This window comes from Mycobacterium hackensackense (assembly GCF_025822555.1).
Classification (GTDB): domain Bacteria; phylum Actinomycetota; class Actinomycetes; order Mycobacteriales; family Mycobacteriaceae; genus Mycobacterium; species Mycobacterium fluoranthenivorans.
The window spans coordinates 124,890-138,067 of the sequence record NZ_JACKUC010000031.1 but is presented as its reverse complement, the minus strand read 5'-3'; the positions used below and the strand labels follow the sequence as shown (position 1 = coordinate 138,067).

At 68.2% G+C, this 13,178-nt stretch carries 11 protein-coding genes; 6 read left to right on the top strand and 5 right to left on the bottom strand.

Annotated features, from left to right (window positions below; translation table 11 throughout):
* Positions 1-46 precede the first annotated feature (46 nt).
* From H7J86_RS20750 to H7J86_RS20740, 3 genes are read right to left on the bottom strand one after another with little or no spacing between them, the layout of a single operon-like run.
* Positions 47-2,020 (bottom strand): 5-oxoprolinase/urea amidolyase family protein, encoded by a 1,974-nt coding sequence (locus tag H7J86_RS20750; protein WP_372517326.1) that lies wholly within the window; start codon positions 2,018-2,020, stop codon positions 47-49.
* Between the two features lie 23 nt (positions 2,021-2,043).
* Complete coding sequence (locus tag H7J86_RS20745) at positions 2,044-2,646, bottom strand: urea amidolyase associated protein UAAP2 (RefSeq protein ID WP_090353727.1); 603 nt, start codon at positions 2,644-2,646, stop codon at positions 2,044-2,046.
* 22 nt (positions 2,647-2,668) lie between these two features.
* Complete coding sequence (locus H7J86_RS20740) at positions 2,669-3,412, bottom strand: DUF1989 domain-containing protein (RefSeq protein ID WP_267293166.1); 744 nt, start codon at positions 3,410-3,412, stop codon at positions 2,669-2,671.
* A 153-nt stretch (positions 3,413-3,565) separates the two neighbouring features.
* Between H7J86_RS20740 and H7J86_RS20735 the strand changes: the two genes are divergently transcribed.
* On the top strand, positions 3,566-4,234 hold the full coding sequence (locus H7J86_RS20735; protein ID WP_267293164.1) for a TetR/AcrR family transcriptional regulator: 669 nt from the start codon (positions 3,566-3,568) through the stop codon (positions 4,232-4,234).
* A gap of 13 nt (positions 4,235-4,247) precedes the next feature.
* Entirely contained in the window at positions 4,248-5,027 is a 780-nt protein-coding gene (locus tag H7J86_RS20730) for an enoyl-CoA hydratase/isomerase family protein (RefSeq protein ID WP_267293162.1), read from the top strand.
* A gap of 12 nt (positions 5,028-5,039) precedes the next feature.
* Here H7J86_RS20730 and panB read toward each other — a convergent pair whose 3' ends face one another.
* The gene (gene panB, locus H7J86_RS20725) at positions 5,040-5,870 is read right to left on the bottom strand and encodes a 3-methyl-2-oxobutanoate hydroxymethyltransferase (RefSeq protein ID WP_090354001.1); all 831 of its coding nucleotides are present in this window, start codon (positions 5,868-5,870) and stop codon (positions 5,040-5,042) included.
* 159 nt (positions 5,871-6,029) lie between these two features.
* Between panB and H7J86_RS20720 the strand changes: the two genes are divergently transcribed.
* The 3 genes from H7J86_RS20720 to H7J86_RS20710 all read left to right on the top strand — a co-directional run bounded on the left by H7J86_RS20720 (position 6,030) and on the right by H7J86_RS20710 (position 10,655).
* Positions 6,030-7,442: a WS/DGAT/MGAT family O-acyltransferase gene (locus tag H7J86_RS20720; protein ID WP_267293160.1), complete on the top strand. Its 1,413-nt coding sequence runs from the start codon at positions 6,030-6,032 to the stop codon at positions 7,440-7,442.
* A 47-nt stretch (positions 7,443-7,489) separates the two neighbouring features.
* Positions 7,490-8,998 carry an alpha/beta hydrolase gene (locus H7J86_RS20715; protein WP_267293158.1) on the top strand — a complete coding sequence of 503 codons (1,509 nt, stop codon included), beginning with the start codon at positions 7,490-7,492 and terminating at the stop codon, positions 8,996-8,998.
* A 106-nt stretch (positions 8,999-9,104) separates the two neighbouring features.
* Positions 9,105-10,655, top strand: coding sequence for an alpha/beta hydrolase (locus tag H7J86_RS20710; protein ID WP_267293156.1), 1,551 nt, complete (start codon positions 9,105-9,107; stop codon positions 10,653-10,655).
* Between the two features lie 10 nt (positions 10,656-10,665).
* Here the strand turns inward: H7J86_RS20710 and H7J86_RS20705 are convergent, their stop codons facing one another.
* A complete protein-coding gene (locus tag H7J86_RS20705) occupies positions 10,666-11,724 on the bottom strand; it encodes an ABC transporter permease (RefSeq protein WP_187096082.1) in 1,059 nt (352 codons plus the stop codon).
* 102 nt (positions 11,725-11,826) lie between these two features.
* Between H7J86_RS20705 and glnA the strand changes: the two genes are divergently transcribed.
* Positions 11,827-13,167 carry a type I glutamate--ammonia ligase gene (gene glnA / locus H7J86_RS20700; protein ID WP_090353738.1) on the top strand — a complete coding sequence of 447 codons (1,341 nt, stop codon included), beginning with the start codon at positions 11,827-11,829 and terminating at the stop codon, positions 13,165-13,167.
* Positions 13,168-13,178 lie beyond the last annotated feature (11 nt).

Genomic DNA, 13,178 nt, shown 5'->3' with positions numbered 1-13,178 from the left:
GGCTGGAAGTCGTGAACAGGGTGCCACATCGAGGTGAACAAACGGCTCAGCCCGCCCGGCGGAACTCTCCGGCGGCGTCCCAGGCCCGGCGTTCGGCGCCGAACGCCGTTGCCTGCTGGGCACGGAACTCCGCGATCGAGTCGGCGTGCGCGGCCAGGAAGTCGCGGTAGCCGGCCAGTTCGAACTGCCCGTCGGCGATCTGCACCTGCCCGCGGCCGGCCGCCATATCGGCGCGCAGGTCCAGCAACTCGTCCGCACTCACCGGGTAGAAGCTGATCCGGTCGAAGTAGCGGAGCAGCCACGGGGTGCCCGGCTCGAAGGATGCCGAGTCGGCCGGATGCCGGTGGTTCCACACCTGGGTGGTGCGCCCGACGAACTGGTAGCCACCGGGACCCTCCATACCGTAGATGCACATGTACGCCCCGCCGATCCCGACGGCGTTCTCCGGGGTCCAGGTGCGCGCCGGGTTGTACTTCGTGGTCACCAACCGGTGGCGGGGATCCAGGGGAGTGGCCACCGGCGCGCCCAGGTACACATCGCCCAGGCCGAGCACCAGGTAGTCGGCGTCGAACACGGTGTCATACACCTGCTGCACGTCGGCCAGGCCGTTCACCCGCCGGATGAACTCGATATTCCACGGGCACCACGGCGCGTCGGCGCGCACACCGTGCATGTAGCGCTCGATGGCCTCGCGGGTGGCCGGGTCGTCCCAGGACAGCGGCAGCCGCACGGTCCGGCTGGGTACGACGAGTTCGGTTGTCGCGGGCAGGCTTTCGTCGGCCCGGGCGATCAGATCGACCATCTCGGCCATCGGCAGCGCGGCCGGGTCGAACTGCACCTGCAGTGAGCGCACACCCGGCGTGAGCTCGGTGATCCCGGCGATCTGCCGGGCGAGCAGGTGTTCGTAGAGCACGTGCACCCGGGCCCGCAGGGCGAGATCGAGCACCATCTCGCCGTATTCGACCAGCACCCCGCCGTCGCCGGCGCGGCGCATGGTGACCTTGGTGCCGTCGGCGGCGGCGAACCGGCTCAGCAGGCCGTCATCACCGTCACCACCGGTGGACAGCACAGACGGCAACGACGCCCGTCGGTCCGAGTCGATGGTGCGCAGCGACGGCGCCCGGTCGGCGCGCACCGGCACGAAACGCACGGTGTCACCGGGCGCCAACTGACCCAGCTTCCACCGGTCACCGCCGACCACGGTGACCGGGCAGACGAATCCACCCAGGCTCGGACCGTCGGGCCCGAGCAGAATCGGTGTGTCACCGGTGAAGTCGAGCGCGCCGACGCAGTAGGCGTTGTCGTGGATGTTGGACGGGTGCAGACCCGCCTCGCCGCCGTCCGTGCGCGCCCAATGCGGTTTGGGGCCCTCCAACCGGACGCCGGTGCGGTCGGAGTTGAAATGCACCGTGTACTCGGTGCCCACCACGGTGTCGATGTCCTCGCGGGTGAAGAACTCCGGTGCGCCGTGCGGGCCCTCGGTGACCGCGATCTCCCAGCGATGCCCGATGCTGGGCTGCTCCTCGATCGCGGCCCTGGCATCGCGGTCGGGCCAGTCCTGGTGCGGGCCGGGATCGACTCCGGCGGCCAGGGTATCGCCCTCGCGCAGTGGCCGGCCGTCATGCCCGCCGAACGTCCCCAAGGTGAAGGTGGCTGTGCTGCCCAGATATTCGGGCTCGACCAGGCCCCCGGCGATCAGCACATAACAACGCATCCCGGGGCCGGAGAGCATGCCGACATCGAGCAGGCCGCCGGCGGGCACCGTGACCGACTGCCATTGCGGCACGGGCGTGCCGTCGAGCGTGACCGGCACCGGTGCGCCCGTCACGCAGACCCGGCCACCCTCGGGGAAACGCAGGGCCGGTCCGCCGCGCGTGCACTCCAGGCCCGGCAGCCCCTCGTCGTTGCCGAGCACCCGGTTGCCGATCCGGAAGGACAGGTCGTCCATCGGGCCCGACGGCGGAACGCCGATGTGCCAGTAGCCGACTCGCCCCGGCCAATCCTGCACCGTGGTCAGCATGCCCGGCCGCAGCACCTCGATCGTCACGAGATCACCATCTGTACCGGCGTCGGGTTGAACCCGTTGCACGGGTTGTTGATCTGCGGGCAGTTGGACACCAGGACCAAGGTGTCGATCTCGGCCCGCAGGGTCAACGTCTTGCCTGGTGCCGACAGCCCGTCGACGATACCGAGGGTGCCGTCGTCGTCCACCGGGACATTCATGTAGAAGTTCACGTTGGAGACGATGTCGCGCTTGCCCATTCCCCATTTGGTGGCCTCGGCCAGGAAGTTCTCCGCGCACGCGTGCTGGTGCACGGTGTGGTGGCCGTAGCGCAGGGTGTTGGATTCCTTCGAGCACGCGCCGGCGATGGTGTCGTGATTGCCGACCTCGTCGTCGACGATGGTCATCAGCGCGGTGCCGTCGGAGGCGCGTAACACCGAACCGGTGGACAGGAAGATATTGCGTTGCGCGGCAACGGTGGTCTGCGCGTTGTAGCGCAGTGCCGGGTCGGGCCGGCCGGCGGTCACCCCGTAGAACAGCGTGTCCACGGCCTGGTTGCCGAACAGGTCGATGATCTGCAACGTCTTGCCGGCGGGCACGATGGCCGACCACGGTGCGCAGGCGGCAACGTCGAAAGTGGTCATGGTGATGCGGTCCTCGTCTCGGTTAGAAGGCACTGTTCTGTGCAGCGGCCCAGGTACTTTCGGTGTTGAACAGGGCGCGCAGATATTCGGGGTCGTCGTTGACAGGACGGGTCAGTTCGTGGTCGGCCCGCCAGGCCAGCACATCGAGGTCGGTGGTCGCGGGTTCGGGGTCCAGCGGGTGCGCGGTGTTGACCAGCACCACCACGACGGGCAGATGGATCAGCAGGTCGACGGATCCGCCGGGGCCGGAGCTGCCGGTGAAGACGAGTCCGCCGTCGGCTTGTACCCGGGCGCCTTTGAAGAACGACACCGAGGGCGCCACATCGCGGATGTCCAGGCCGTGCTTGTGCACGCCGAGCAGCATCTGGGCCTGCCCGGCCGAGGGCAGCCCGCACAGCGTGTCGTGGTGGCCCGAGGTATCGGCGACGACGGTGGCCAGCACCCGGCCCTGATCGGAGAGCAGGGGATGGCCGGCCCCGAGGTAGGCCTGCCACGGCACCTTCACCGTGTCGGCGACGTTGAGCCGCTCCCACGGGGCGTCGGCGCGGAACAACAACAGGTGCGCGCACGCGCCGCCGACCGGATCGGCCAGTCGCAGCCGGGTGCCCCGGCCCAGCACCTTGGTGGCATAGGACCCGGCCGGGATGGCCTCCGCCCAGCGCAGTTCGCTCACACCCGCGGGCGTCGGCGGCACTCGTAGCTGCGCCGCCGCGGCCTGGGCGCGGGCGTGTGACCGTGCCCCTTCGGTCGAGTTCGTGTCTGCCATGTTCGGCCTCCTTAACTGTCACTTGAAAGTTTTGATGGCGGGCATTCCGTGCTGGTGACGGGTCTGTTACGTCCGCATGTACAAGCTTCGGAGTTATTTCTATCAAATGACAGGAAATATGGCACCTCGAACGGCGGATGCCACAATGGCCCCATGAGCAGCGAGGGTCGTGGACGTCCGAGGCTCGAGAAACCGCGTCGCCCGGGACGCACCCCGCGTGACGAGATTCTCGATGCCGCCGCGGAACTGTTCACCGAACACGGCTACGCCAACACCTCGACGCGGCGGATCGCCGATGCCGTCGGGATGCGCCAGGCCTCGCTGTATCACCACTTCGCCACCAAGGACGACATCCTCGATGCGCTGCTGGCCGGCACGGTGGAGGCGCCCCTGCAACTGGCCACCGAACTGGTCGCCGAAGGCGGCCCCGCGGTGAACCAGCTCTACACGCTGATGGTGTCGGACGTCGCGCAGCTGTGCCGCAGTACCTGGAACCTGGGCGCCCTGTATCTGCTGCCCGAGCTGCGCGTGGACCGGTTCGCGCAGTTCCGCCGCCGGCGCGCCGAGCTGCGCGAGCGCTACCGGGCGCTGGCCGCGGCCGTGATCGCCGAGTACGGCGGTTCGGCCGATGCCGACGACCTTCCGTTCCGGCTCGTCGAATCGGCCATCAACCGCCGGTCCGATGACGGGGCCTGCCCGCCCGAACAGCCGTGGATCAGTGCCGACGGTGCGCTGCGCACACTGGGCTACGACGGTGATTTCGGTGCGCTGCGGGCCGCCGCCGAAACCCGCCTCGCGTTACACGCCACCGTGGCGACGTAATACGGTGTGCGACATGACCGAATTCGAAACGCTGAAGTTCGCTCAGTCGGGGCCCGTCACCAGCATCGTGCTGAACCGGCCGGACGCGGCCAACGGCATGAACGACGCGATGACCCGCGAGCTGGCCGTCGCGGCCTCGCTGTGCGACACCGAGGCGACGAAGGTGGTCACGCTCACCGGCGCGGGACGCTTCTTCTGCGCGGGCGGGGACCTCAAGTCGATGGCTGCCGCGCCCGACCCCGGGGTGTTCGTCAAGGGCATCGCCAACGATCTGCACCGGGCGATGTCCACCTTCGCGCGGATGGATGCCGTGCTCATCACCGCCGTGAACGGGGTGGCCGCCGGTGCCGGATTCTCCCTCGGCGTCTCGGGCGACCTGGTGCTGGCCGCCGAATCGGCATCGTTCACGATGGCCTACACCAAGGCGGGCCTGAGCCCCGACGGCGGCGCGTCCTATGTGCTGCCGCGTCTGGTCGGACTGCGCCGCGCCCAGGACCTGATGATCACCAACCGGGTGCTCAAGGCGTCCGAGGCGCTGGCGTGGGGACTGGTCACCGAGGTGGTGCCCGACGCCGAGCTGCCCCAGTGGCTGGAGGCGCTGGCCGCCAAGGTGGCCGCCGGTGCGCGCGGATCCAACTCGGCGGTCAAGAAGCTGCTGTTGAGCACGTACTCGGCCGGCTACGAAGCCCAGCTGGAGCATGAGGCCCGCCATATCGCCGGCAATGCCTCCTCTCCCGACGGGAGAGAAGGCATCGCGGCGTTCCTGGGCAAGCGGGCGCCCGAGTTTTCCTGACTCAGAGCCGAATCAGTAGGAGTGTTCCTCGGCCGGGAATACTCCGCTGGCCACCTCGTCGGCGTATTGCGTTGCCGCGCTGCGCAATACGTCGCCGACCTGAGCGAACTTCTTGACGAACTTGGCGGTCTTGCCCGACGTCATCCCGGCCATGTCCTGCCAGACCAGCACCTGCGCGTCGCAGTTCGGGCCGGCGCCGATACCGATCGTCGGGATGGTGAGCTTGCCGGTGATCTGGGTGGCCAGCTCGGCGGGCACCATCTCCAGCACCACGGCGACCGCGCCGGCCTCGGCCACCGCGATCGCATCGTGAATGGTCTGATCGCCCGCGTCGCCGCGGCCCTGAACGCGGTAGCCGCCCAGGCTGTTCACGCTCTGCGGGGTGAAGCCGATATGCGCGACCACCGGGATACCGGCCGCGGTCAGCGTGGCGATCTGCTCGGCCACCCGCTCGCCACCCTCGAGCTTGACGGCGTGGGCGCCGGTCTCCTTCATGAAACGGGTCGCGGTGGCCAGTGCCTGGGCCGGGCTGGACTCATAGCTGCCGAACGGCAGATCGGCGACCACCAGCGCGTGTGCCGCACCGCGGACGACGGCGCTGACCAGCGGGATGAGTTCGTCGACGGTGACCCGCACCGTCGTGTCATAGCCGTAGACGACATTGGCGGCGGAGTCGCCGACCAACAGGACCGGGATCCCGGCGTCGTCGAAGATGCGGGCGGTGGAGAAGTCGTAGGCGGTGAGCATGGCCCACTTGTGGCCTTCGGACTTCCACTTCTGCAGATGATGGGTGCGGACCTTCACGGGCGTGCTGGTGCCACCATAAACGGACTGCTCAGACATCATTGTCCTTCGATGTGTGTTGTCGGGTAGATCCTCGAGGCCGTCAACGGTCCCCGGGTCTTCTGACAGCGACAAGTCTGCCACCCGGACCCGTGAAGTTGAACGCCGGGTTAAGTGGATTTCCTCACACCGTCGCGGCGCGGACCTACCATCGGCCTCATGCAAAGGCGCGCACTTCAACGACTGAGCGGTCTCGACGCCAGTTTCCTCTACCTCGAAACCGCGGCGCAGCCTCTGCACGTCTGCTCGATCCTGGAACTGGACACCGCCACGATGCCCGGCGGCTACACCTTCGACCGGCTGCGCGACGACCTGGCGATGCGGATCAAGGCGATGCCGGAGTTCCGGGAGAAACTCGCCGACAGCAGGTTCAACCCCGATCATCCGGTGTGGGTGGAGGACAACGATTTCGACGTGCAGCGCCATCTGCACCGGATCGGGCTGCCCGCACCTGGTGGGCGCGCCGAACTCGCCGAGATCTGCGGGCATATCGCGTCGCTGCCGCTGGACCGCAGCAGGCCGCTGTGGGAGATGTGGGTCATCGAGAACATCGCGGGCACCGATGCCCACGCCGGCGGAAAGCTGGCCCTGCTGACCAAGGTGCACCACGCCGCCGTCGACGGCGTCACCGGCGCCAACCTGATGTCGACGCTGTGCAGCACCGAACCCGACGCCCCGCCGCCGGACCCGGTGCAAGGGGCCGGAAGCGCATCCGAACTGGAGATCGCCGTCAACGGCGCCCTCACGTTCGCCACCCGGCCGCTGAAGCTGGTGAACATGCTGCCCTCCACTCTGTCCACGGTCATCGACACCGCGCGCCGGGCCACCAAGGGGCTCGCCATGGCCGCGCCGTTCGCCGCGCCGAAGACCACCTTCAACGCGAATGTCACCGGGCACCGCAACATCTCGTTCGCCGAGCTCGACCTGGGCGATATCAAGAAGGTGCGAGCCCATTTCGGGGTCAAGGTCAACGATGTGGTGATGGCACTGGTGTCCGGGGTGCTGCGCCGCTACCTGCTCGACCGCGACGAACTGCCGGAATCCTCGCTGGTGGCCATGATCCCGGTGTCGGTGCACGACAAATCCGACCGGCCCGGCCGCAATCAGGTGTCGGGGATGTTCTCCTCGCTGCACACCAACGTGGACGACCCAGTTGATCGGCTGAAAGCCATCTCGGCGGCCAATTCAACTGCCAAGCAACATAGTTCCGCGATCGGCGCGACACTGCTGCAGGACTGGTCGCAGTTCGCCGCGCCCGCCGTGTTCGGTATCGCGATGCGTGTCTACGCCCGCAGCAACCTGTCGGCGGCGGCACCCGTGCACAATCTGGTGGTCTCCAACGTGCCCGGCCCGCAGGTTCCGCTCTACCTGCTCGGCTGTGAGGTCAAGGCGATGTATCCGCTCGGTCCGATCTTCCACGGCTCGGGGCTGAACATCACGGTCATGTCGCTCAACGGCAAGCTCGATATCGGCATCATCTCCTGTCCCGAGCTGCTACCCGATCTGTGGGACATGGCCGACGACTTCGCCCTCGCCCTCGATGAGTTGCTCGACGCGACCAACCGCGTCTAGGTAGCGCTCACCAGCACCGATATCGGCGCATGGCAGCATGGTCAGCCATGAAGCTCACGCGCGGCGTCGTCGCGGCCGCCATGGTGCTGCTCCTTGTCACAGGATGCAGCAATGTTGTCGACGGGAGAGCGGTGATCTCTGCGCCCCGGCCCGGAAGCCCGGTGCAATGGTCACCGTGCAAGGCGGGCTCGGGTGAAGCGCGCATACCGTCGGGTGCTGACTGTGGCTTCCTGTCCGTACCGGTGAACTACGACAAGCCCGACGGTGAGGTCGCTCAACTGGCGATGATCCGCTTCAGGGCCACCGGTCAGAAGGTCGGCACCCTGTTCGTCAACCCCGGCGGGCCAGGGGAGTCCGGGGTGGACGCCGCGGTGTCGATGGTGGGCACCTTGCCCGACTCGGTGCGTGAGCGCTTCGACCTGGTCGGCTTCGACCCGCGCGGTGTCGGTTCGTCCAAGCCGGCCCTGTGGTGCAACTCCGACGACGACAACGACCGGATCCGGGCCGACCCGCAGGTCGACTACACCCCGGAGGGGGTGGCCCATATCGAGTCCGAGACCAAGGCCTTCGTCGCCCGCTGCCAGGAGAAGATGGGCGACGAGTTCCTGGAGAACATCGGAACCGTAAGCGTGGCAAAAGATCTCGAAGCGATGCGGCAGGCCGTCGGCGATGACAAGCTGACCTACCTGGGCTACTCGTACGGCACCCGCATCGGAGCGGAGTACGCCGAGCGGTACCCGGACAAGGTGCGCGCGATGATTCTCGACGGCGCGGTGGACCCGAACGCCGATCCGGTGGAGGCCGATATCCGCCAGGCGAAGGCGTTCCAGACCGCGTTCGACAACTACGCCGCCGATTGCGCGACCAAGTCGGACTGCCCGCTGGGCACCGACCCCGCCAAGGCTGTCGCCGTCTACCACTCGCTGGTCGACCCGCTGGTGAACAAGCCGGCCCCGACCAAGGATCCGCGCGGCCTGAGCTACAGCGACTCCGTCGTCGGCACCATCCTGCCGCTGTACTCGCCGAACCTGTGGCGCCACCTCACCCAGGCGCTCACCGAGCTGACCAAGGGGCACGGCGACACCATGCTGGCGCTGGCCGACCTGTACATGGGCCGCGACGCCGACGGTCACTACAACAACTCGACCGATGTCCGGATCTCGGTGAACTGTGTCGACGAGCCGCCCATCACCGACCGCGCCACCGTCATCGACGAGGACCGCCGGGCCCGCGAGGTCGCTCCGTTCATGAGCTATGGCGAGTTCACCGGGCACGCCCCGCTCGGCACGTGCGCCTTCTGGCCGGTGCCGCCGACCTCCACACCGCACGAGTTGAAGGTGTCCGGCCTGCCGCCGACCCTGGTGGTGTCGACCACCAACGACCCGGCGACGCCGTACGAGGCCGGTGTCGATCTGGCCAAGCAGTTGGGCGGCACGTTGCTGACGTATGAGGGCACCCAGCACACCGTGGTGTTCCAGGGCAACAGTTGCGTGGACGCGATCGCCGCCAAATACCTCGTGGACGTGGCGGTGCCACCGGAAGGCAGCCGCTGCTGAGTAGCCGCGCCGGTCGCGCGTCTTTGATAACGGCCCCGTCACTGTCTGGTTGCTGATCATCACCGGCGGGATACTGCGGGCGACCCCGCCCACGGGCTGTGCAAACATGAGCGCCATGTGGCTGGCGGGCAGGATTTTCGCAATGCTGCTGGCCCTCCCGATTGTGGCCGGCGTGCTGTGCGCACCCGCGGTGGCGGCACCTGAATCGGTGTACGGCCGGCCGGCGGTGTGGGGGAGCTGTCAGCGCTTCCTCGGCGCCGGCCCCGAGATCGAGCGCCTGCTGCCGACGGCGCAGTGTGCCGACGTGGCGGTGCCCGTGGACTGGAATGCGGTGGACCCGAACGTCGCCAATCCGCAAGGCGCACAAGCACAATTGGCCGTGATCCGGGTCCCGGCCAGCGGGCAGAAGATCGGCACGCTGATGGTCAACCCCGGCGGCCCGGGCGCGTCGGCGGTCGACACCGTCGCCGGGATGGCGGTCGCCCTGGCCGGATCCCCCATCGCGCAGGGTTTCGACCTGGTCGGCTTCGATCCGCGCGGTGTCGGGTATTCGACCCCGCAGGTGCGGTGCCGCACCGACGCGGAGTTCGACGCCTACCGCCGCGAGCCGTTGGCCGACTACAGCCCGGCCGGGGTGGCGCATATCGAGGATGTCTACCGGCAGTTTGCCCAGTCCTGCCTGGACCGGATGGGTCCGCAATTCCTGGCCAGTATCGGCACCGCGTCGGCGGCCAGGGATATGGACGTGGTGCGCGCCGCACTGGGCGAGGAACAGATCAGCTACCTCGGGTTCTCCTACGGCACCGAACTGGGCGCCGCCTACGCCGATCGCTATCCGGACCGAGTCCGGGCGATGGTGCTCGACGGGGCCGTCGATCCCGGCACCGATCCCATCAACGAGAACATCAACCAGCTGGCCGGATTCCAAGCGGCGTTCAACGACTACGCCGCCGACTGCGCACGCTCACCGGACTGCCCGCTGGGCACCGACCCCGCCCAGTTCTCCAACCGCTACCACCAGCTGATCGACCCGTTGGTGCTGCGTCCCGGGGGCACCTCGGACCCGCGCGGGCTGGGTTACGCCGATGCCATCACCGGCACCGCGAACGCGCTCTACACCAAGCGGTACTGGAAGTACCTGACCAGTGGGTTGCTCGGGCTGGCCCGCGGCACCGACGCCGGTGACCTGCTGACGCTGGCCGACGAGTACTGGAACCGGGACCCGGCCGGCCATTACGGAAACCAGCAGGACGCGTTCGCCGCGATCCGCTGCGTGGACGGGCCCTACCCGAAGGATCCGGCGGTGTGGGCCGAGGCCGATCAGCGGGCCCGCGCGGCCGCGCCGTTCATGGAGTACGGGACGTTCACCGGATATGCGCCGCGCGATATCTGCTCGCTGTGGCCGGTGCCGCCGACCACCGTGCCCCATGACGCGTCCGCCCTGCCGGCGGGTAAGGCCGTGGTGGTGTCCACCACGCGCGACCCGGCGACGCCGTACCAGGCCGGGGTGGACCTGGCCCGTGAACTCGATGCCTCGCTGATCACCTTCGACGGCACCCAGCACACCGTGGTGTTCAACGGCGACGCCTGCGTGGACACCGCCGTGGTGAACTTCCTGACCGCGCTGACGCCACCACCTGCCGGCCTGCAGTGTTGAGGTGCTGAACTCAATTCTTCTGGTAGGCAACCATTTCGCGGGACAGTCGGGCACGCAGCCGGGGATGGCGGCTGCACGTGACGGCGAACACGGTCAGCAGCACCCAACTGCTCAGCGCGCTGCCCAGCACCAGGGCGAAGGCCGCCCAGTCCCCGCCGACCAGCTCGCGTGACGCCGTCTGGCGCGACCACAACCGCCAGTAGATCATCAGGTTCACGGTGAGCCCGACCCCGTAGGACAGGGCGAAGGAGAACGCGAACGGTAGCCAGGTTCCGTCGTGCAGGCGCGCCGAAATCGGTTCGTGGCGCAGCGGATACACCACCGACAACACATTGGCGGCACCCAGCCAGATGAAGACCATGGTGAGCAGCTGGTCGACCATCGCGACGAAATTGCCGTCGCCCGCCACGGCCAGCACGGTGATCACCGGCAGGCCCGCGCCCAGCACCGCCGCGGCGATCGCGAGGTTCTTGGTCACCAGTACCCGCCACACCGGGTCGCCGGCGACCAGCGCGCGCCGCACGCGGTCGGCCTCGAAGCACAACGCGTTGGTGCACACGACGCTGCCGACCACCGCGGCGAACAGGTACAGGGTCAGCCGGCCCGCGTCGTAGCGGGTCAGACCCGTCAGGTGATAGAACGCCACCAAGCTCAGGCTGACGCCCAGGGTGATCACGATCCGCAGCAGCACCGCGCGCGGCCGGTCGGCCACGATATGGCGGACCTCGTCGGCCACCCGGCGTACGCCGCCCGATAGCGACGGCCGCACCGGTGGGACCCGGCTGGGGTGCACCGCACGGGCCTGGGCGACTTGCACGACGGCTTCGGCCACCGCCACCCGGGCGCGGCGCACCGCGTGCACCACCTCGGCCGGGGCTTCGGCGATGGCGTCGTCGTGCAGCTGCGTCAGCGTGGCCAGGGTGGACCGCGCCTTGGCGGCCTCGGCGCGCAAGGCGGTGTCGTCGCCCCATTCGGCGGCGGCTGCCGCAGCAGTCGCGGCACCCAGCGAATCGGCCAGTGTGCGCAACTCCGCGGCGGCCGCCAGGTCTTGGTGGGATGGACTGCTCACCGCTGTACTGAATCACGCCATCACGCCAGATCGCGCGCCGCCCGCGCGAAGCCGATCCTCGCGTGTAACACGGATTTAACAGCCGCTGCCTAGGCTTCGGTCATGGACCGCCAGAAGGAATTCGTGCTGCGCACGCTGGAGGAACGCGATATCCGGTTTGTGCGGCTGTGGTTCACCGACGTCCTCGGATACCTCAAGTCGGTGGCGATCGCCCCCGCCGAGCTGGAGGGTGCGTTCGAAGAGGGCATCGGCTTCGACGGCTCGTCGATCGAGGGCTTCGCCCGGGTGTACGAATCGGACACCGTGGCGCGACCCGACCCGTCCACTTTCCAGGTGCTGCCGTGGACCACCAGCGGCGGTCAGCACCACTCGGCGCGGATGTTCTGCGATATCACCATGCCCGACGGTTCGCCCTCCTGGGCGGACTCCCGGCATGTGCTGCGCCGCCAGCTGGCCAAGGCCAGTGATCTGGGCTTCTCCTGCTACGTGCATCCGGAGATCGAGTTCTTCCTGCTCAAGCCCGGCGAAGATGACGGCTCGGTGCCGATTCCCGCCGACAACGGCGGCTACTTCGATCAGGCCGTGCACGACGCGGCCCCCAACTTCCGCCGGCACGCCATCGACGCGCTGGAGCAGATGGGTATCTCGGTGGAGTTCAGCCACCACGAGGGTGCGCCCGGCCAGCAGGAGATCGACCTGCGCTACGCCGACGCGCTCTCCATGGCCGACAACGTGATGACCTTCCGGTATGTGGTGAAGGAGGTCGCGCTGGCCGACGGGGTGCGCGCGTCGTTCATGCCCAAGCCGTTCGGCGAGTACCCGGGCTCGGCCATGCACACCCACATGAGCCTGTTCGAAGGCGAGAACAACGCCTTCCACAGCCCCGACGACCCGCTGCAACTCTCGGATGTGGCCAAGTCGTTCATCGCCGGCATCCTGGAACACGCCACCGAGATCAGTGCCGTCACCAACCAGTGGGTGAACTCCTACAAGCGGTTGGTGCACGGTGGCGAGGCGCCCACGGCCGCGTCATGGGGCGCGTCCAACCGGTCGGCGTTGGTGCGTGTGCCGATGTACACCCCGCGCAAGGCGTCCAGCCGGCGTATCGAGGTGCGCAGTCCCGATTCGGCCTGCAACCCGTACCTGGCCTTCGCGGTGCTGCTGGCCGCCGGCCTGCGCGGTATCGAGAAGAACTACGCGCTCGGGCCGCAGGCCGAGGACAACGTGTGGAGCCTGACGCCCGAGGAACGCCGGGCGATGGGCTACCGCGAACTGCCGTCCTCGCTGGGTGTCGCCCTCACCGAGATGGAAGGTTCCGAACTCGTCGCGGAAGCGTTGGGGGAGCACGTCTTCGATTACTTCCTGCGCAACAAGCGCACCGAGTGGGAGAACTACCGCAGCACCGTCACCCCGTTCGAGCTGAAGAACTACCTGTCGCTGTAGTCGCTTCGCTC